Source organism: Limosilactobacillus gorillae, assembly GCF_001293735.1.
Lineage (GTDB): Bacteria > Bacillota > Bacilli > Lactobacillales > Lactobacillaceae > Limosilactobacillus > Limosilactobacillus gorillae.
In genome coordinates, this window is record NZ_BCAH01000032.1 from 1 (window position 1) to 19,276 (window position 19,276).

At 50.9% G+C, this 19,276-nt stretch carries 19 protein-coding genes; 8 read left to right on the forward strand and 11 right to left on the reverse strand.

Annotated features, from left to right (window positions below; genetic code table 11):
* Nucleotides 1-516: 516 nt before the first annotated feature.
* From AOQ57_RS05920 to ykzS, 7 genes are all read right to left on the reverse strand, one after another.
* Nucleotides 517-765, reverse strand: coding sequence for a DUF1797 family protein (locus AOQ57_RS05920; protein WP_093626144.1), 249 nt, complete (start codon nt 763-765; stop codon nt 517-519).
* 337 nt (nt 766-1,102) lie between these two features.
* Complete coding sequence (locus tag AOQ57_RS05925) at nt 1,103-2,122, reverse strand: lysylphosphatidylglycerol synthase transmembrane domain-containing protein (protein WP_093626146.1); 1,020 nt, start codon at nt 2,120-2,122, stop codon at nt 1,103-1,105.
* 1 nt (nt 2,123) lies between these two features.
* Nucleotides 2,124-3,149 carry a glycosyltransferase family 4 protein gene (locus AOQ57_RS05930; protein ID WP_093626148.1) on the reverse strand — a complete coding sequence of 342 codons (1,026 nt, stop codon included), beginning with the start codon at nt 3,147-3,149 and terminating at the stop codon, nt 2,124-2,126.
* Entirely contained in the window at nt 3,142-4,362 is a 1,221-nt protein-coding gene (locus AOQ57_RS05935) for a glycosyltransferase family 4 protein (protein WP_093626150.1), read from the reverse strand. The genes AOQ57_RS05930 and AOQ57_RS05935 overlap by 8 nt, the downstream gene beginning before the upstream one ends.
* A 210-nt stretch (nt 4,363-4,572) precedes the next feature.
* Nucleotides 4,573-6,306: a phosphoenolpyruvate--protein phosphotransferase gene (ptsP, locus tag AOQ57_RS05940; protein ID WP_093626152.1), complete on the reverse strand. Its 1,734-nt coding sequence runs from the start codon at nt 6,304-6,306 to the stop codon at nt 4,573-4,575.
* A 1-nt stretch (nt 6,307) separates the two neighbouring features.
* Nucleotides 6,308-6,574, reverse strand: a complete 267-nt coding sequence (locus AOQ57_RS05945) for a phosphocarrier protein HPr (RefSeq protein WP_093626154.1) — start codon at nt 6,572-6,574, stop codon at nt 6,308-6,310.
* 129 nt (nt 6,575-6,703) lie between these two features.
* A complete protein-coding gene (ykzS, locus tag AOQ57_RS05950; protein ID WP_093626156.1) occupies nt 6,704-6,892 on the reverse strand; it encodes a protein YkzS in 189 nt (62 codons plus the stop codon).
* Nucleotides 6,893-7,126: 234 nt separating this feature from the next.
* Between ykzS and AOQ57_RS05955 the strand changes: the two genes are divergently transcribed.
* The 4 genes from AOQ57_RS05955 to AOQ57_RS05970 all read left to right on the forward strand — a co-directional run bounded on the left by AOQ57_RS05955 (nt 7,127) and on the right by AOQ57_RS05970 (nt 12,283).
* The gene (locus AOQ57_RS05955; protein ID WP_093626158.1) at nt 7,127-9,367 is read left to right on the forward strand and encodes an ATP-dependent Clp protease ATP-binding subunit; all 2,241 of its coding nucleotides are present in this window, start codon (nt 7,127-7,129) and stop codon (nt 9,365-9,367) included.
* 91 nt (nt 9,368-9,458) lie between these two features.
* Entirely contained in the window at nt 9,459-10,172 is a 714-nt protein-coding gene (locus AOQ57_RS05960) for an NUDIX hydrolase (RefSeq protein WP_093626161.1), read from the forward strand.
* Nucleotides 10,173-10,294: 122 nt separating this feature from the next.
* Nucleotides 10,295-10,858: a cysteine hydrolase family protein gene (locus AOQ57_RS05965; RefSeq protein WP_093626163.1), complete on the forward strand. Its 564-nt coding sequence runs from the start codon at nt 10,295-10,297 to the stop codon at nt 10,856-10,858.
* Nucleotides 10,859-12,283: a nicotinate phosphoribosyltransferase gene (locus AOQ57_RS05970; RefSeq protein ID WP_093626165.1), complete on the forward strand. Its 1,425-nt coding sequence runs from the start codon at nt 10,859-10,861 to the stop codon at nt 12,281-12,283.
* 60 nt (nt 12,284-12,343) lie between these two features.
* Here AOQ57_RS05970 and AOQ57_RS05975 read toward each other — a convergent pair whose 3' ends face one another.
* Entirely contained in the window at nt 12,344-12,943 is a 600-nt protein-coding gene (locus AOQ57_RS05975) for an ECF transporter S component (RefSeq protein ID WP_093626167.1), read from the reverse strand.
* Between the two features lie 580 nt (nt 12,944-13,523).
* On the opposite strand from AOQ57_RS05975, the gene AOQ57_RS05980 reads away from it, so the two are divergent.
* From AOQ57_RS05980 to AOQ57_RS05995, 4 genes are all read left to right on the forward strand, one after another.
* Nucleotides 13,524-14,249 (forward strand): MucBP domain-containing protein, encoded by a 726-nt coding sequence (locus tag AOQ57_RS05980; protein WP_093626169.1) that lies wholly within the window; start codon nt 13,524-13,526, stop codon nt 14,247-14,249.
* 9 nt (nt 14,250-14,258) lie between these two features.
* Nucleotides 14,259-15,047: a pyrroline-5-carboxylate reductase gene (gene proC / locus AOQ57_RS05985; RefSeq protein ID WP_093626171.1), complete on the forward strand. Its 789-nt coding sequence runs from the start codon at nt 14,259-14,261 to the stop codon at nt 15,045-15,047.
* Nucleotides 15,034-15,921 carry a DMT family transporter gene (locus AOQ57_RS05990; RefSeq protein ID WP_235789014.1) on the forward strand — a complete coding sequence of 296 codons (888 nt, stop codon included), beginning with the start codon at nt 15,034-15,036 and terminating at the stop codon, nt 15,919-15,921. The genes proC and AOQ57_RS05990 overlap by 14 nt, the downstream gene beginning before the upstream one ends.
* 83 nt (nt 15,922-16,004) lie before the next feature.
* Complete coding sequence (locus AOQ57_RS05995; RefSeq protein ID WP_093626175.1) at nt 16,005-17,246, forward strand: carboxylate--amine ligase; 1,242 nt, start codon at nt 16,005-16,007, stop codon at nt 17,244-17,246.
* Between the two features lie 81 nt (nt 17,247-17,327).
* On the opposite strand, the gene AOQ57_RS06000 is transcribed toward AOQ57_RS05995, so the two are convergent.
* Genes AOQ57_RS06000 through AOQ57_RS06010 form a run of 3 tightly spaced genes read right to left on the reverse strand, consistent with a single transcriptional unit; the run spans nt 17,328 to nt 19,241 of the window.
* A complete protein-coding gene (locus AOQ57_RS06000) occupies nt 17,328-18,008 on the reverse strand; it encodes a hypothetical protein (RefSeq protein WP_093626177.1) in 681 nt (226 codons plus the stop codon).
* Entirely contained in the window at nt 18,008-18,877 is an 870-nt protein-coding gene (locus AOQ57_RS06005; RefSeq protein ID WP_093626179.1) for an ATP-binding cassette domain-containing protein, read from the reverse strand. The genes AOQ57_RS06000 and AOQ57_RS06005 overlap by 1 nt, the downstream gene beginning before the upstream one ends.
* Complete coding sequence (locus AOQ57_RS06010) at nt 18,864-19,241, reverse strand: GntR family transcriptional regulator (protein WP_093626181.1); 378 nt, start codon at nt 19,239-19,241, stop codon at nt 18,864-18,866. The genes AOQ57_RS06005 and AOQ57_RS06010 overlap by 14 nt, the downstream gene beginning before the upstream one ends.
* Nucleotides 19,242-19,276: the final 35 nt, after the last annotated feature.

Consider the following 19,276-nt stretch of genomic DNA (forward strand, 5'->3'; position numbering starts at 1 on the left):
CGTTGGCGACCAAAATCTAACCGGTGCAAGCACCAGTTGTCAATTGGACCAACGCGTTCGACTTGCATGTATTAGGCACACCGCCGGCGTTCATCCTGAGCCAGGATCAAACTCTCATATTAAATAAGAAGCTTGAATAGCTCTTGTAATTAATTAAGCGAATTGACTTCGCAAATGTTATTTGCCTTGATCAATGATCAAGGACCCTACACATTTGATTTGTCGAAACATTATTCAGTTTTCAAAGGTCTACCGCCAACCGGTTAAGTTAACCAGCTAACTTAAACATTATATCAGAAACAATTTAACTTGTCAAGAACTTTTTTAATTCCTTTAACAACTCATCGTTGTTTCTAATTTAACAGCTTAATTAATATATCACATAAAATAATCAACTGTCAATAATGTTTTTGAAGGATTTCATAGGCGCCTCGTTAACGAAGCGCCTTGCTTATCACAACGATTAAATACTATACCAGCGACTTTTGCTATCGTCAACACTTTTGAACAAAAAACTTAAAATTGTTGGCGAAAATCTTCTACGCAGTCATACACCTCAATGGCAGCTAGGTCGAGCTGATCAAACACCGTCAACTCCCCGGACATAACCCTTTTAACAACGAACTCGCCACTCTCTTGATTGTAAAGTACGTCGCACACGGCAATTCCATACCGCTCAAAGGTACGTACCTGAATAGGACCAGCGCTATCAATCACCATCGCTTCTAAGCGTTTAATGATCCGGCGTAGATTTGAATTAACCATCCCACTCGCTCCCTCCTTGTCACCTAAATCATTCTACCCTTCCTGACTAGTAAAGGCAAAGAGTCTCCTTATGCCAACACAATGGGGTCATAAGGCCTTTTTCAGTCCCCTCTATCCATCATCATCCGCAGGGGATGTAAAAACGCTAACCGTTTCCCATTGTTATTGGACCACTTTAACAAGGTTACCGTCTCACGTCTCCATCGGTCCCACTCATCCATCAGCAACGACAACCACAATTCCCCTTAAGTTAACGTCCCCGCCTTCTTTCAAATAAAAAACGCAGCCCCCATAAGGAGACTGCGCTTATTAACAACTATATGGGGGCGTTGCCGAGTTACTTATAAGGCTTAACCGGATCCGCCTTGATAACCAAAGCCACCATTCCAGCAAACATCCCGAAGTAATAGGTCAGTATCCGCCACAACAACATCGCTAAAACCAATTTGGCATTTGAAGAAATGAAGCTAGCAAATAAGACGGTAAAGGAGTACTCAGCCCCCCCAGTTCCACCAGGAATTGGAAAGAGAGAGGTAATCATGAAGATCAAGACGTTTAAGCAAACGACCATGACCATATTGATGTTGGGAACACCTAGGGCCAGTAAGATAAAATAGGGAATCAGGTAATAAAAGGCCAATTGAACCAGCGTAACCACACTGACCTTAGCCAGTTTCCCATATTCCTGACGCATCTTCAGGCTCTCAGCGTAAAAGGAGTCAATCCGGGCGTCCAAGACCGTCTGCCATCTTTGGTAGCGCTCTGGTTTAACAAACCAGCGCACCGGGCGCAATAAGAAGTTAGTGGCTCGCTTAGTAAAGGAATGCCAATACATAACTAGCAGTAGGGCAACGATCACGCCCAGGTGAATAATAAAGCCAAACATCACCAGCAAGGATAAAGCATGCAGCTTGGTGGCGATGTAATGAAAACCAATCACCATACTGATGATGAAGTTGATCACGATCATCCCCTGGAAGACAACAAACTTCATCAATAGAACCGAGCTAGCCCGGCCCCCATCGACACCGGCCTGGAGCATTGCTATTAACTGGGCAGGCTGGCCCCCTGTTGAAAAGGGCGTAATCCCGTTAAATAACTGTTCGACCAGCGGCACCCGCATCGCGTTTTTCCAGCTGAAGTCCGGGTAACGGTCGGCCATGAAGATCTTGGTGACCACCCCTTCTAGGCCCAGGTACAGGCAGATACATAGAACGGCCACACTAAACCAGCCCCAATTGAGGTTAGCTAGGTCAATGCCTAACTGCTTTAAATTCGTATTGCGAAGGGAGAAGGCAAAAATCCCCCCTCCCGCCAGCAGCATTAGGATCAAGACGATCCAGTTCTTTCGTGACATCTTACTTTCCTCCCGCCTGCGTTCGATAGAAGTGGTGCCATTCAGCGGCCAAGTGATCCTTGGAGTAACGCTGTGCTGCCGTCAGTGACTTTTGGCGCAACTCATCTAAGGCCACCGGGTCCTTAGCGATTCGCTCGAGCTGGGCCTGCATCTCATTGACATCCTTGGCCGGCAGATAGTAACCATCAATGATTGAGTGATATAAATCAAGGTCCCGTAGCATGACCGGCGTCCCACAGGAGAAGGCTTCTAACACCGACATGGGAAAAAGCTCGTTGTACGATGGCAACAAGAATAGATCGGCGATGTTGTTTAACTCGGCAATCTGATCGCGAGTGACGATACCGGGAAACTTAAGGTTGGCTGGCGGATTAGCAACCACCTTTTTGAGTTCCTGATAGCCGTCGGTGATTCGCCCAAAGGAAAAACCCCCGGCCCAGATGAACTGAAAGGCTGGATTCTGCCGGGCGAGTTGGATGAAATCAAAGACGCCCTTACGTTCCTGGATCTGGCCGCTGCCAACTACCGTGAAGCGTTCATCGTCAAGTCCCCATTGGCGGTACAATTGTCGCCGCCGCTCTTCCGTAACCGGATAAAAGCGCTGGTCGTCCACGAAGTTAGGGATATAGGTTACCTTATTCGAATCGATTCCGTAGGCAGCCAGCTTCGGAATAAAGGAGGGATTGACGACCACCAGGTGATCCATCCGCTTATAAAAGGAGATCAAGTAGTGATAAAAGATCCCCCGAAACGGTTGGGGGATCTTTAAACTCCCCTCCATGGTCTCGGGAAGAAAGTGGACGTAGCCAATCTTTTTCCCCCGTCTCTTAGAAAAGGTCGAAATAAAAAAGCGGGGGTCAATCGTATGGTAGTGGCTGATGTCGTTCTGACGGTTAAATTCATTGATCTGAATGTCAAACTGGTCGTCAAAGCGATCCTTTAAAAGAGACAAAAGCTCCGTATAGGCGCTCCCGACCCCCTGACCGGCAACTTTGTCGGCCGAAGAATACATGGTAATTTTAATCATTTTGGTTCCTCAAATGACGAAAACGACGGCGCCTACTCCCGGCACTTCGTTTTTGTTCCAGCTCCTTTTGGCACACTTGGTAAAAGTCGAGCACCCGCTCACCAAACACCTCAGCAGAGATATCGTGAAGCTTCGCCTGGCGCTTAGCCACCGCCTCCGTACTTGTCGGTGTGGTTAGGTATTCTAAAACTCCCTTAACCAGGTCGGCCCGTTTCTGGAAGGAACGCCCAATGGCTGGGTCATCAATCAATTCGTCGGTATATTCAGAGCGCATGACCACAATCGGCAGATCACTGGCCAGTGCCTCATCGTAGGTTAAGCCCTGGGTTTCAGAATCACTAGCCGAAACGAAGACGTCAGCCATCTGGTAGTAGTGACTGACCTGGTTGTTATCAACCTGACCGGTAAAGGAAACATGATCGCTAAGGCCCATCTCCCGCACCTGGCGTTCCAAGGTCGGCCGGGCCGGGCCTTCGCCGACAATTAACAGCTGAGCGGCCGGCTGTTGTTCCAGGATATCTGGCATCGCCTCAATAAGGGCGTGGATGTTTTTTTCAAAGGCCACCCGTGAGAGTGATAAGAGTACCGGAGTATCATCGTCAAACCCCAGCTTCTTGCGCAGGGCACTGATCTCCTCCTTGGTGTCCGGAGTTTGAAAGACCTCCAGGTTGACCCCGGTTGGGATCACCCGAATTGGTGCTTCCACCCCGTAGGTCAGGAGGGTGTCAAGGACCCGCTCGGAAGGGGCGATTACCCCGGTCATATTCTTAAGGTAGAAGTGGGCTAAGTGGGCCACGTCCTTTGGCCGCAGGACCCGACCGTTAGCAATGTAGTGGAGGTAATCCTGGTACATCGTGTGGTAGGTGTGCAGGCACGGGATCTTCATCTCCCTGGCTACCATCTTCCCCATCATCCCCAGGGAAAACTCGGTCTGGTTGTGCACCACATCCAAATCAAGCTTTTTGGCCAATCGTAATACCTTCCACCAACCGCTAACGGCAATCCGCCGATCCGTAAAGGAGACAAAAGGAATGCTAGGAAAGCGGTAAATTCCCGCCGCCTGATCTTCCTTAGGGTCGGCAGCTGGGTCAGTGGTTGTAAAAATGTAGACCTCGTGGCCCATTGCGCTCAGCTGATCACGCAAGGTCTTGATCGAGGTGGCCACCCCACTCACCTGGGGAAAGTACGTATCTGTAAACAAACCAATCTTCAAAGTTTCGCTCCTTTAATTCTTCGGAATAAACTATGGTTAATTATACTAAAGGTAATTTTCAGGCGCAATTTAAGCTATTTTAGCCCTATTTCCCATCCTAGGGCAAGTGAGACCACAAACGGGGTGCCCGCACTCTAGCACGGCACCCCGTCAGATGATGAAGTTCCACTTTTTCTTGGCGGTCAGCTTAAGCTTCCCTTAATGTGATCATTACTTCATATAACTGGTTAATTGATCGACTAGCGCCCTGACTTCAGCGGGGCTATGGGCGGCCAAGGCATGGTGAATTAGCGGCTGTAATTGTCGCACCTTAAGCCGGCGAATCTGTGAACGAATCGGTAAAATCTGGCCCAGCGGCACGGAAAATTCATCCAGACCCATCGCCGCTAGTAGCGGGACGGCAGCTGGAATTGTAGCCATTTCACCACACATTCCGATCCACTTTCCCTCGGCGTGGGCACAGTCAATTGTTTGCTTGACGGCCCGTAAGACTGCCGGGTGCAGGGACTGGTAGAGGCTAGCCACATGCTCATTACCCCGATCGACGGCAAAGAGATACTGGATCAAATCGTTGGTTCCGATCGAAAAAAAGTCAGCGTATTGAGCTAACTGGTCAGCCATCGCAACGGCGGCTGGAATTTCGATCATTGCCCCAACTTCATATTCTTGACCCACTGGAATTCCCTCCTGGATGAGGTGTTTCTTTTCCTGATCCACCATCTGCTGGGCCCGCCTGAATTCATCAACCGTGGCGACCATCGGGAACATGATCGCCAATCGCCCGTAAGCAGAGGCCCGTAAAAGTGCCCGTAGCTGAGTCCTAAACAGCTCCGGGTAAGCCAGGCTGACCCGCAATCCCCGCATCCCCAAGAAGGGATTATGCTCGTGTTCTATGGGGACCTGGGGGAGCTGTTTGTCGCCACCGACGTCTAAAGTCCGGATCACCACCCGCTGGTTACCAGCGGCTAATAAGACCTTCCGGTAGGCCCAAAACTGGCTCTCTTCGTCCGGCAGGTTTTTCTGGTGCAAGAACAAAAATTCACTCCGGAATAATCCGACCCCCTCGGCTCCGCTCGTTGCTAACTCATCACTTTCCCGGGCGAGGGCCAGGTTAGCGGCAACCTCAAAGTGGTGGCCATCAGCACTAACGGTCTCCTGGTTCTTTAAGACCCCCAGTTCACGAAGATGGGCGCTCTGTTGGCTGGCCTTGCGCTGGTAATCATCAATCTGTTGGGGCGTTGGTTGTAAAATCACCCGCCCATGAGTTCCGTCAATGATCGCCACCATGTCAGTGGCCGCACGTTCAGTAACAACCTTAGTATCAACCACGGTCGGAAAGCGCATCTCCTTGCTCATGACCAAAAAGTGAGCGGCCCGGCCCCCCACGTCAGTAACGATCCCAGCCACCAGTTGGGGATTCAACTGAATGATATCGGTCGGCGTCAACTGGTGGGCGACAATGATCGCCCGGTGGTCTAACTTACCTAAGTCCGGTAATTCTTCATCTAAGAGATGGGCTAAGAGACGCTTCTTAAAATCTTGCAACGCCACCCCGCGGGAGTGGTAGTAATTTCCCTGACTAGCGGACTGGTTCTTAAAGATGGTCAAGTAGTGATCGATTCGCTGGCTGGCCGTCCAAGCCGCCGTGGTTGAATAACGCTGAATGGCGTCAACGATCTCACTTTCAAAGGTCTGGTCCTTGGCAATGGCTAACTGGGCGTCAATCACGGTAGCTGCCTTCTCTCCCATCTTTTGGTGGGCTCGGCGGTGAAGGTCCTCCAATTCACGGCGTGCTAACGAAAAAGAATCATGAAGCCGGCTGACTTCATGATTCACATGATCGGTGTATTTAGCTTTAACCGTAAACCGCGATTCACCCAACCGGTAGACTGGGGCGATGGCAATCCCACCACCGGCAGCCACCCCGTCGAGTATGGTGGCCATATTAGTCAGCCAGGCCTTCCTTAGTCATGGTTTCGGCAACGGCTTCGATAGCCTTCGCTTCGTCGTCACCTTCAGCAGTAATGGTAACGTCAGCGTTTTGGCCAACCCCAAGAGACATAACTCCCATGATGGACTTCAGGTTAACACTCTTACCATTGTAAGCAAGGGAAATGTCTGAAGTGAACTTAGATGCCGTTTGAACAAGAATCGTTGCAGGACGGGCGTGAATCCCAGCTTCGGCAGTAATCGTAAAGTCGCGTTTTTCCATTATAATCAATCTCCTTAGTGTGATTTAGCGTTGGTAACAGTTAGATTGCATCTCTTTAGGCCAACACTCACTATTTACTTAAATTATAGCGATTGTAAGCGGTAAATACAAGGCGATCCATGATATCTTTTAGTCAGTTTTAAGACGATAGTGAATTTTCCCGCCCCGGTTGGCCTTCCCCACAATTTGACTCCGGAAAGAACTCTCCTGGTAGGCGCGCTGAAAAGCCATAAACGTGTCGGGCTCCACAATTAGTTCGTCGACCTTCCCATCGTGTAAATCGGCCAGTTGACGTTCAAAGTCTTCCTTGGACACCATGTTGATTCCTCCTATCCCTTACCTAGGCTAGCACTCATTTTAGCATTAGTTGACAAACAGTGCTAAAATTTTCGGTATCGGGAGCCCTTACATGGTAATTTTTTTATCGAAATTAAAGGGGCACGCCCTTTCAATTGAGGGTGTAAATCACTTGCGATCCCACAAAAAGTAAGTATAATGAGGGTAATGGTCAAGAAAGGTCAAAAGTGACCAAGGACGAAGGGGGATTGATTGATGCTCTGTCAAGTTTGTCAGAAAAACCAAGCCACCATTCACCTACAAATGATGGTGAACGGGCAGAAGATGCAGATTGACCTGTGTCAAAATTGCTACCAACAACTCCAAAATATGCAAATGAACCTGTTGAACGGGGGCAATGATATGAATAATGGATTCGGCTTCGGAAGCCTCGAAGACTTCATGAACGCCATGAACAACATGCAAAACCAGCAAGCTAATAATGATACTCAGCAAGCCAACTTAAACCAAAAGCAACGCCAAGGCGGCGGCCGGGGTAACGGCAAGGGCTTACTCAACCAGTTCGGTATTAACATGACCGAATTAGCCCGCCAAGGGAAGATCGACCCGGTAATTGGCCGGGACAAGGAAATTGCCCGGGTCGTCGAAATCCTCAACCGACGGACTAAGAATAACCCGGTTCTGATTGGAGAAGCCGGGGTCGGGAAGACCGCCGTGGTCGAAGGGTTAGCCCAGGCGATTGTTTCCGGCCAGGTGCCAGAAAAGCTGGCCAACAAGGAAGTTATCCGCCTCGACGTGGTTTCCTTAGTGCAAGGCACCGGGATCCGGGGCCAATTTGAACAGCGAATGCAACAGCTAATTCAAGAGGTTTCTAAGGATGAAAATGTAATCCTCTTTATTGATGAAATCCACGAAATCATGGGCGCCGGTAACGCCGAGGGTGGCATGGATGCCGGTAACGTCTTGAAGCCGGCCTTAGCTCGCGGTGAGTTCCAATTAATCGGGGCTACCACCCTAAGCGAATACCGTAAGATCGAAAAGGATGCGGCCCTGGCCCGCCGCTTCCAGCCGGTAGAAGTCGAACAGCCATCCGTTGAGGAAACGATCCAGATCTTAAATGGGGTCAAGGGTCGCTACCAAGATTACCACCACGTTTCCTACACCAACGACGCGATCATTGCGGCGGCAAAACTATCTGATCGCTACATCCAGGACCGCTTCTTGCCTGATAAGGCCATCGACCTCCTGGATGAAGCCGGCTCCCGTAAGAACCTAACCCTAAAGACTGCCGACCCACGCACGATCGAAAACGAGATTCACACCGCTGAGGCCCACAAGCAACAGGCCGTTGAATCCCAGGATTACGAAAAGGCCGCCTTCTACCGTGACCAAGTCACCCGTCTGACTAAGGCTAAGAAGGACGCCGAAGAAAACCACACCGACCAAGCGGCAACGGTGACGGCTGCTGACATGCAAAAGATCGTCGAAGAGATGACTAACATCCCGGTCAGCGACTTGCAAAAGCAGGAACAAAACCAGCTTAAGGACTTAGACAAGCAGCTGGAAGAACACGTCATTGGTCAAAACGAGGCTGTCGATAAGATCGCCCGGGCAATTCGACGTAACCGGATTGGTTTGAACAAGTCCGGCCGGCCGATCGGAAGCTTCCTCTTCGTTGGACCAACTGGGGTCGGGAAGACCGAAACCGCCAAGCAACTGGCTAAGCTCCTCTTTGGCTCCAAGGATGCCATGATCCGCTTTGACATGTCCGAATACATGGATAAAACGTCAACTTCGAAGCTGATTGGGGCCGCCCCAGGGTACGTTGGTTATGAAGAGGCCGGTCAGCTGACCGAACAGGTCCGGCGTCACCCGTACAGCCTAATCCTGTTGGACGAGGTTGAAAAGGCGCACCCTGACGTGATGCACATGTTCTTACAAATCTTAGACGACGGCCGCTTAACCGACTCCCAGGGCCGGACGGTCTCCTTCAAGGATACGATCATCATTATGACCTCTAACGCCGGGACCGGGGACATGGTTGCCTCCGTTGGGTTCGGGGCCGAAGCAGCTGGCCAAACTAAGTCGGTTATTTCCAAGCTAACTAACTACTTCAAGCCGGAATTCTTGAATCGTTTCGACGACATCGTTGAGTTCAACGCCCTGACCAAGGCTGATTTGATGAAGATCGTCGGTCTCTTGATCGACGATGTCAACCAGATGTTAGCCGACCGCAACCTTCACATTAACGTGCCAGATGCCGTGAAGGAAAAGCTAGTCGACTTGGGCTTTGACCCGAAGATGGGGGCCCGTCCACTGCGCCGGGTAATCCAAGAACACATTGAAGACCAGATCGCCGATTACGTTTTGGATCACGCTGGCGTCACTGAATTAACCGCCCAAGTTGATGAAGACGGTAAGATCTCCGTGGTCGCCGCACCAAAGGCTATCGCCGCTCCGGCAAGCGACACCACCAAAGAAAGCCAAGAAGACTAGGCACTACTAACCTACTGACCCGCTTCCCCACCCCGGGAGGCGGGTTTTACTATGATAAAATGGAGCTAATCAACATGAAAGGATTGATCCCGTGAGTGACGAATTACTACTCACCCGCCCCCTAATTACGGTCACCAACCTCATCTGGTCGTTTGACGCAACAACCTCAAGCGTCCAACTCCTCTTGGTACGCCGCAATCAGGCCCCCTTTGAACACGCCTGGGCCCTACCTGAAACCCTCCTGCGCAGCCACGAAAGCGCCGATGATGCCGCCATTCGCCTTATTAAGGACAAAATTGGCCTGGATCTAGACCTGACGGCCACTGAACAGCTAGCAACCTTCACCGCCCCCGACAGGACACCGGGTGAGCGGGCCCTGGCGCTAGCCTACATGACCTTCTTACCTTCGATGCCAACGCTCAAACCGGGCTATGGGGCTAGCGAGGTGGCCTGGTTTACCCTCAAGCGGTTCAGCGATTGCGACACCCTGCAAAACGGTCGCCATACCTTCACCCTGGGGGGTGCTACGCCAGCCCTGGCCTTTGATCACGACCAGATCGTGGCTACCGCCTTAACCCGAATCAAAAATAAACTCGATTACCAGCCCAACGTCTTGAAGATCCTTGGTGACACCTTCACCTTAAAAGAAGCCCGGACCGTTTACGCCATCTTCCTGAAAACAACCCCCGCTGCGATCGACAACTCCAACTTTCGCAAGACGCACGCCCACTTGTTTGAGGAGTACGGAACTGCCGTACCAAGACAAAGCGGCCGCCCACCCAAAATTTATCGTTTGAAAGGGTAGCTAAACCGACGCAAGAAGAGTAGGATTGACTGCAAGGAATAGAAGTCACTCTTACCTTTATTGTGATTTAGGTAATTTTTACTTTAATTAACATAACAACGCCCTGACCAAGGAGGTTTTCCATGGACAAGCAAGCACTACTGATTATTGATTACACCAATGACTTCGTGGCCGACAACGGTGCCCTGACCTGTGGCCAGCCGGCCCAGGCACTGGCCGATACCATCGTCGCCCTCGCTGACCAGGCCCTCGCCAAGGGCCAGTGGGTAATTCTTCCCACCGATGTCCACCAGCCAAACGACCCCTACCACCCGGAAAGCAAACTCTTCCCCGCCCATAACGAGCGAGGGAGCTGGGGACGGGCGTTTTACGGCCCCTTAGCGGACTGGTACCAGGCTCACCGGGATGACAGCCACGTCTTACTGCTGGATAAGACCCGCTACTCAGCCTTTTGCGGCACCCGCCTTACCCTCTTCTTGAAGGAGCGCGGGATTGATCACCTGGCCCTATGCGGCGTCTGCACCGATATCTGTGTCCTGCACACCGCCATTGATGCATACAATCAGGGCTACCAACTCACCGTGTATAAAGACGCCGTTGCCGCCCTTTCTGAAACGGGGCAACAATGGGCCCTCAACCATTTCCAGAATGTTTTGGGTGCCAAAGTTATCGAGGGGGTGGCCTAAATGAAGGGGTGCGCACTTTTAACCGACCTATACGAATTCTCAATGGCCAACGGCTTTCGGGCTTCCTTTGACGACGAGCGCCGGGCGGTCTTTGACGTTTTCTTCCGTACGGTTCCCGACAACGGCAGCTTCGTAATTGCCGCCGGGTTGGCCCAGGTTGTCGACGAGCTCAACAACCTCCACTTTGACGAAGATGACTTGGCCTACCTCAAGTCGCTTGGCCTTTACCAGCAGGACTTTTTGGACTACCTCAAGAATTTCCGTTTTACCGGAACGGTTACCGCCATCCCCGAGGGGACACCGGTCTTTGCCCGTGAACCCCTCCTGACGGTCTGCGCCCCGCTAGTTCAGTGTCAGCTGATCGAGACCTGGCTCCTCAACATCTTGAACCACCAGTCCTTGATCGCCACTAAGGCCCGCCGGATCGTGGCTGCTGCCGCGGGTCGGCCAGTGATGGAGTTCGGTGCACGACGGGCTCAAGGACCGGACGCCGCTACCTATGGTGCCCGGGCAGCCGTAATTGGTGGCTGTTCTAGCACTTCCAACGTCTTGGCGGCCAAGAAGTTTAACCTCCCCCCGGCCGGGACGATGGCCCACTCCTGGGTCCAATCCTTTGATGACGAGCTGACCGCCTTTCGGGCTTGGGCACGAGTTTACCCCGATAACGCCTCACTCTTGGTCGACACCTACGATGTTTTGACCTCCGGCGTCCCTAACGCAATCACCGTCTTTAAGGAGCTTAAGGCCACTGGTCACCAGCCAGTCGGGATCCGGATTGATTCCGGTGACATCGCCCAGCTTGCTAAGGCTGCCCGCCAGATGCTTGATCAGGACGGCTTTGAAGATGCTAAGATCACTGCCTCCAACTCCCTGGACGAAGGGGTGATCGCTTCCTTGCTTGAACAGGGAGCGCCCCTCGATAACTTCGGGGTCGGCGACAAGATGATCACCAGCGGTTCCGCTCCGATCTTAAGCGGTGTCTACAAGCTGGCCGCCCTTGAGGTCAACGGCCGGTGGCAACCAAAGATCAAACTCTCCAACACCCGTGAAAAGATCACGCTACCAGGCCAAAAGCAATCCTATCGCCTCTTTCACCGCGGGGAGCAAACGGCCTTTGCCGATCTAATTGCTCTGGCGGATGAGGAATTACCAGAAAACCTGACGGTCACCAACGTCGACCCGCTGGCCACCGTCAACCAAACGACCCTAACCAATTTTACGGCCGTACCTCTTCAGGCCCCGGTCGTCGGCGCCGGAGCCCTCCCCATTGAAACCAACGTCTTAACCCTACAAACACGGGCCAAGGAGCACCTGGCCAAGCTGCCAGAGTCCACCAAGCGTCTGGTCAACCCGGATCGCTACCCTGTTTACCTCTCACCGCGCCTGGCCGCTTTGCAACAAGAAATGATCCACGCCCACCATTAATGAAAGAACAGCTAAAACAAGGCGCCCACCGCTCGTAAATGAACGGTGGGCGCCTTGTTTTTAGTTATTTTGGTCTTTTTTTACAGCGTGCATGATTGGTAAAGCAATTGCCGGAACCAGAAGCGCCGTGACGAGCATTTCAACGAACCCGTTGGTGGTAACGATTGCTAACAGGGCCGTAGCCAAGTTACTGGTGGTGGCGTGATAGGCCTGGGCAACCGCCGGGGTGTTCGCAAACAGGTAGATTCCGCCAAGTACCAAGACCGTATTGGTCACCGACCCCATCAAGCCGGCAAAACAGGCCGCCAGGCTTGGGGAAACCATCTTCTTTAACCCAATGAAGACCCAGCCGGCCACCAGGCCAATTAGGAGCCGGGGGACAAACGAAATCAGTGGGTTAGTAAAGATTAGCGGGGCCAGCGGGCTGGACGGGTAGACAAAGGCCCGGATCCAGGTTAGCAGACCCCACACGCCTCCAACGACCATCCCTTCCTTTGGTCCCCACACGACGGCAACTACACCGACCGTGATGGGCAGGGTCGTGATTGACAGGGGGCCAAGTGGAATATTCCCAATCATGGGGATCAAATCTTGCAACACGATGATTACAATTAAGAGGGCCTGAGTGGTCAGGCGCTGAATTCGTTGACGATTTTGCATTCTATTCTCTCCTCTATCCCACTCACTTCTAAACTCCCCCACCTTTCCTGCCTGTAACGATTAGAGTGGGAGATTTTGGAACATTGTCAGCTTACTTTACTAATTCGAGCAGCGGTCACAACTATTCGCCAAGGATCATTCCAAGCCTAATTTCAGTTCTTCCGCGTTTTCAAAGGTACTGACGTGGTTTTAATCAGCTATTGTTAACCTGCCCACAACCCATGACGTCATCCCAGCACAAACTCAAGGGTACTTCAGCTGGAATTACGTATGTCCTCATGTCATGGTGAAGTGAGGGGTTATCAGTATTATTTTTGATCCTTGAAATCAACATAATCTCAATCAATTATAGCATACCAATACGCTTACGCGCTTTGAATGGGCGGCTTATCCCCTGCTCAGGACTCAATGAGCAATCCTTAAAGTGGGAAGCCCCTTACTATTTTCAAGATAAACAATCCTTAATATTTTACCATAGTTTCCAAGATTACGGGTCATTTTCCAGCTGATCAGGCGACTTTGAACCCCCAATTGCGGTATACTGTGTACAAAACCGAAAGACTGAATGGGGTGAAAAATCATGGGCGTAAATTTCCGGACCGGTATTCCCGTCTGGGTGTACTATACCGACGTTGACACCGGCATCAATCTTCACATACCGACCCTTTTGAAAGGGATGCTCGGTGATAAATATTCCGTTGACCAATTGGCAATCCCCCGCTACAAATTTTTTAAGGCGACGGGACCATTAACGGGAACCTTTGATGACCACCAAAAAGTGGTTCACTTATACTACCGAAAGCAAAATTGGCATAAGATCAAAGACGTAACTCTCTACTTAAAAACCTCGGAACCAACCACCTTGTTTGACCAGGTTGACGGGATGCCTATCGACCTGAAAGTTCCTGCCGGCCTGTACTTACGGGCTTTTCAGCTGATCGAAACTACTGACCACGTCCTGTGGTATCAGGTTAACGCCGATCGCTGGGTTAAGGGAGACGATTCCATTACCATCCTCTCCACCGCCCCATATAAAAACCAATCCGCAACGGCACGGGTTAACCTGGAAAACGACTTTACCTACCTAAAGCTCAACCGGGCAAAGGCCCTGGTTGACTTTATCCCTGATGGTAAAGTCAATGTTTATGACCAGGCCTACGGCAACGTGATCGGCCAAGTTAATGATAAACAGCCGCTTGTTTTGATCGGCAAAATCGTTGATGATAATGGCGTTACTTGGTACGAGGCCGAGGACCACGGCTTCATTAACGGCGCATACGTTCAATTAATGAATGAAGAGAATTAGGTGATATAAATGAAGCAAAAAATTGCGATTGTCGGCGTCGGGGCCATGGGGAGCGCCATCGCCAAGGGTCTGGCCAACACCAAGCGGTACCAGCTGATCGGGCTCAATCCGGTTAACCCGCGAGTTGAAAAACTGGGTGAAGAACTTTCCATGACGGTGGTAACCAAGCCAGCTGACCTGATCGAACTTTCCCCGGACATGGTAATCTTGACTACTCCGGCTCCCCTGACCGTAAAGATTGCCGCCTCTTTGGCGGACCTACCAAACGGCACGGCGATGGTTTCGGCTGCCGCTGGTATCAGCCAAGAAGAACTGGCGGCCTCCCTTAACGGTCAGCCCCTGGCCACAATGATCCCTAACACCCCGGTTGCCGTTAACGCCGGGGCCATTGGGCTGGCCCTAGGTAAAGGGATTGATCAATCCGCTAGCGCCCTGATTAACGAAGTGTTGGGCAGCCTGGGAACGGTGATTCCAGTCAAGGAAGCAGACCTTGACGTTGTCGGCGTAATCGGGGGGTGCGGCCCGGCTTTTGTCGACGTGATGATGGACGCCCTCTCCGATGGAGCAGTTAAGCACGGCTTAAACCGCCAGGTCGCCTACCAAGTTATCGCCGCTATGGTTACCGGCACTGGAAAGCTGGCCCTGGAGACCGGTTTGGCTCCAGCCCTCTTACGTGACCAGGTTGCCTCGCCGGGCGGTACCACAATCCGTGGAATTGATGCCTTAGAGCAACACGGTCTTCGGGCCGGACTAATCGAGGCCATCGACAAGGCCAGCGGGGGGCATGATGCTGGCTAACCGGGAGCGCTTGGTGGGCAACTCCCTACTCTGGTTTGTTGCCGCAATTTGGGGTGGCTCCTACGTCTTGATGAAGATGGTAACCAACGCCAAGATGCCAGCCGGTATGATCAACGGCTGGCGGGGGTTGGTTGCGGCCGGCTTTATTGCCCTGCTTTTTCCTAAAAAGCTCCGCCACATGAGCAGCCACAGCGTTAAGGTTGGCTTAATCGGCGGTGTGATTACCTACGTCGCCTTCCAGTTCGGGACGATCGGTCTTTATTACACCACCCCGGCTAACAACGCTTTTTTGACGGCCACCTACGTCGCCATGGTCCCCTTCCTGGCCTGGCTTAATCACCAGCGCCCCCGTAAGCAAGATTTTAGCTCAGTCGTAATTGCCATCATTGGGATGGTGATCCTCACCAACCTGGCCCGGACCGGTTTTGTCCTCCGCTTGGGCGATCTGCTCGTCCTGGTATCGGCCTTTTTTTATGCCCTCCAGATCGTCTACTACGCCAGCACTGCCACCACGGTTTCACCGTGGGTGATGGTCTTTTGGGTCAGCCTCGTCCAGGGTCTGGGCGGGGTGGTCTACTCACTTTTGTTTGAGCGCCAAGCCTGGCCTAGGATTGAATGGCAGGCCGCCCTGCCACCCCTCCTAGCCGTGGCGCTTTTGGTCACCTTGATGACCCAGCTCCTACAGATCTATGCCCAGCGCCTAACTAACGCTACCGCTGCCGGGATGATCATGATGACGGAATCGCTATTCTCGAGCCTCTTTTCAGTCCTGTTAGGCTTCGATCACCTAACCTGGTCACTCGTAATCGGTGGTGGACTATTGCTCCTGGCTAACCTAATTTCCCAGTTTGATTTTTCCCGCCTTACGCATTGAATCTGGTCTATCAAACCGGTCTAATTAATGATAGAATGTCCAGTGTGTCTAACAAAAAATCTTTATGTATAGGAGGAACCATCGTGGATGCAAAATTTGTTCCACTAATTCTGGGGAGCGACTTTAACGCGTACGGAATGGCCCGGGAGCTTTACAGCGCCTACGGGGTTAAATCCGAAGTTTACGCCCAGGGGAGCCTCGCACCAACCAAGTATTCCAAAATTATCAACTTCCACCACGTCCCGGACTTGATGAACGCCAAGACCTTCACCAAGACGATCATCGACATCGCAGACCAATACCAAGAAAAGGGGATTACCCCGCTTCTAATCTCTTGCGGAGATGATTACACCGAGCTGGTGGCTAAAAACCGTAAGCAACTGATCGACCACATGGTCACCCCATACGCCGATTACGAGACGGTTTGTGACCTGACCGACAAGGAAACCTTCTACGAAGCCTGTGAAAAATACGGGCTTCCGTACCCGAAGACGTCAATTTTAACGCCGGACACCGACTGGCAAAACTATCAGTCGCCGTTCGGCTTTCCAATTGCCTTAAAGGCTGCTGACGCCGTTGAATGGCACAAGGGAAACTTTGAGGGGTACGAAAAGGCCTATCTTATCAATGACCAAGACCGCTTAAAAGAGGTCTTAGAGATCATTTACAAGCACAGCCCATATAAGGGCGATTTGATTGTTCAAGAATACATCCCTGGCGATGATTCTAACATGCGGACAATCAACTGTTACGTCGACCAGTACCACCAAGTAAAGCTAATGGCGCTGGGGAACCCGTTACTAGAAGACTGTAACCCATTAAACGTCGGAAACTACGTGGCCATCCTGCCAGAATACAACGAGCAGATCTACCACGATATCAAGCAGTTCTTAGAACAGGTTGACTTCACTGGTTACGTTAACTTTGACCTGAAGTTTGACCACCGCGACAACAAGTTCAAGGTCTTTGATCTAAACCCGCGCCAGGGCCGGAGCTCTTATTTCGTCTCCTTAAATGGCTATAACCTACCATCTTACCCGGTTGAAGATTACATCACTAAGACCCTAAAAGACAAGGAACCGGTGCTCGCCTTCAAGGATGAAAGCAAGTACCGACTATGGCTAGGGGTTTCCAAGCAAACCTTCCTCAAGTATGCCCGGGAAAACGAGGCCAAGGAAGTGGCTAAGAAGCTTTTGAAGGCTGGTAAGTGGGGAACCACTTTCCACTATGACGCCGATATGGGATTCAAGCGCTGGATCATGGAAAAACGGATCAACCATTCCTACGCCAGGAACTTTGCAAAGTTCTTCGTTGAAAAGAAGTAATAAAAAAACCTGCCCGCGGGCAGGTTTTTTTTAATGGACACCTCTTCTGATAAATTAAGAAGGCTTCCAAGTTTATTCGACTTAGTCACGGCGTAGTTGCATCCGCATGGAACAGCCATAATCGATGGCTAACATCAGGGCAACCCAGATCACCCCAAGTGCGTCCCAAACCAGTGGATGGTTCACTGACTGAAGGACCATTACAACGCGTTCAGGTGATAGAAGGATAATCAGCCTAGCGAGTAACCAGGCAAAGAGAAAGAAACCTACTATTAAGCCGATCGTTAGGATCAACCTACCGCGCATGCTTAGCAGGCCGTAAACGTTACCCAAGGCCCCAAAGGTCGTGGTCATGATGATTACCGCTACGATCGTATTGACTCCAACTGTCTCACCGTTAACCAAAGACACTCCCATATCAAGAAGCGAAATAATAACTAAGAAGGTAATTAAGGCCAGGTGATGAGCCAGCCAGTTAGTCCAGCGCGACACTCCGTTGGCAATCGCCTCCTTGAAGTTGGGATATGGCGCTATGATGTTAACTACGAACATGATAAACACAGCAATACTCAAAGCGGTACTAATTCCACCCGTGATTGAGCTACCTAATCTTTTTATCGTAAAACTAGCAAAGTTTCCCGCTACAAGCGGGATAAGTAAGAACTGGATAATACCCAGGCCAGCCATAACTATTAGACCGATTAATGTTGCGTGAGTATACTCCCACAGTTGCTTCTTGTACTGTTGCTTTAGCTTCATCATTATTCTCCCCCCTTGTTGGTGAGGGCCGTGAAGACCCGTTGTAAATCTAAGCGCTTGATTTGAACCTGGTCTGGAATTGGGCGCATATCGTCTAGTTCACCAATGATTGCTGCCTCTTTCAAGTTACCAATTGTTTGTGTGTCATTTACTTTCAGTCCAGCGGTGTACTCGTCAACCAACTTGATCGGTCCCGTGATCAGGTAGGATCGTTCCAATAGGTGTTCAACCGGCTCGTTAATGACAATGTTGCCGTCGTGCAAAATTAGTACGTCTTCCACCAGCTGTTGAACCTCACTAATTAGGTGGGTAGACAGAACAAAGGTCCGGGGCTTTTCACTGTAGGTCCGTAGCATCTCCCGGTAAAAGGCCTCCCGGTAGTTAACATCCAGTCCTAGGGTCGGCTCGTCCAAGAAAATGTATTGAGCATTGACGTTTAATGCAATCGTGATCTTAGTCGCCGTCTTTTGCCCAGTTGATAGGTTGGAGAAGCGAGCTCCTTCGTCAATGCCAAACTGCTTGAGCATCCGCCGGGCATTTTCAAAGTCAAACTTACCGTAGAAGCTATCAGCATCGGCCAGCATTCGTTTAACCTTGGTTGACTTTTGATACATGTTAACTTCACTCATCAAATACATCTTCCCAAGCGCGGCATCATTATTGTTGATATTTTGCGGTCCCATCGTTACCATCCCACTAGTTGGAAAGACCCGGTTAGTAATGATGTTTAGCAGGGTACTTTTCCCGGCTCCGTTACGCCCCAGCAGGCCGTAAATCTTACCCGGTGCCAGGTTAAAGCTAACTTCGTTAATCACCGTCTTCCGCCGGTAGCGCTTGGTGATGTGGTCGATTATTAATTCATTGACTGTCATCTTGATACCCCCGTTTGATTAATTCTTGTAAATACTCCTCTGAAATATCGAGTTTTTTCGCTTCGATTACCATCGCTACCACGTAATTATGATAAAAATCATCCCGGTGCTTAGTAGCTAACTTTTTCCGGGCCCCCGAGGTGACAAACATCCCCCGCCCGCGTCGTTTTTCAAGCAGTCCCAACGCCACTAGTTGGTTCATTCCCTTTAACACTGTAGCCGGGTTGATATTTAAACTGGCGGATAGTTGGGTAGTGGAAGGAACTTGTTCGCCCTCTTGGTACACCCCAGTAAAAATCATTTCGGCAAGTTGGTTAGCCAGTTGCTGATACAGCGGACTGGACTGGTCGAATTCGAAATTCATGGGCTCCTCCTTTCATTTTTCTTAGTTGGTTAATT

Bases quoted from the DNA above. Each gene is read 5' to 3' on its own strand.
- AOQ57_RS06005 (WP_093626179.1), bottom strand. From the start codon at position 18,877: ATGACAGTCAATGAATTAATAATCGACCACATCACCAAGCGCTACCGG.
- AOQ57_RS05970 (WP_093626165.1), top strand. From the start codon at position 10,859: ATGAAGGGGTGCGCACTTTTAACCGACCTATACGAATTCTCAATGGCC.
- ptsP (WP_093626152.1), bottom strand. From the start codon at position 6,306: ATGGCCACCATACTCGACGGGGTGGCTGCCGGTGGTGGGATTGCCATC.
- AOQ57_RS05975 (WP_093626167.1), bottom strand. From the start codon at position 12,943: ATGCAAAATCGTCAACGAATTCAGCGCCTGACCACTCAGGCCCTCTTA.
- AOQ57_RS05930 (WP_093626148.1), bottom strand. From the start codon at position 3,149: ATGATTAAAATTACCATGTATTCTTCGGCCGACAAAGTTGCCGGTCAG.
- ykzS (WP_093626156.1), bottom strand. From the start codon at position 6,892: ATGGTGTCCAAGGAAGACTTTGAACGTCAACTGGCCGATTTACACGAT.
- AOQ57_RS05980 (WP_093626169.1), top strand. From the start codon at position 13,524: ATGGGCGTAAATTTCCGGACCGGTATTCCCGTCTGGGTGTACTATACC.
- AOQ57_RS05965 (WP_093626163.1), top strand. From the start codon at position 10,295: ATGGACAAGCAAGCACTACTGATTATTGATTACACCAATGACTTCGTG.
- AOQ57_RS06010 (WP_093626181.1), bottom strand. From the start codon at position 19,241: ATGAATTTCGAATTCGACCAGTCCAGTCCGCTGTATCAGCAACTGGCT.
- AOQ57_RS05920 (WP_093626144.1), bottom strand. From the start codon at position 765: ATGGTTAATTCAAATCTACGCCGGATCATTAAACGCTTAGAAGCGATG.
- AOQ57_RS05955 (WP_093626158.1), top strand. From the start codon at position 7,127: ATGCTCTGTCAAGTTTGTCAGAAAAACCAAGCCACCATTCACCTACAA.
- AOQ57_RS05945 (WP_093626154.1), bottom strand. From the start codon at position 6,574: ATGGAAAAACGCGACTTTACGATTACTGCCGAAGCTGGGATTCACGCC.
- AOQ57_RS05990 (WP_235789014.1), top strand. From the start codon at position 15,034: ATGATGCTGGCTAACCGGGAGCGCTTGGTGGGCAACTCCCTACTCTGG.
- proC (WP_093626171.1), top strand. From the start codon at position 14,259: ATGAAGCAAAAAATTGCGATTGTCGGCGTCGGGGCCATGGGGAGCGCC.
- AOQ57_RS06000 (WP_093626177.1), bottom strand. From the start codon at position 18,008: ATGATGAAGCTAAAGCAACAGTACAAGAAGCAACTGTGGGAGTATACT.
- AOQ57_RS05925 (WP_093626146.1), bottom strand. From the start codon at position 2,122: ATGTCACGAAAGAACTGGATCGTCTTGATCCTAATGCTGCTGGCGGGA.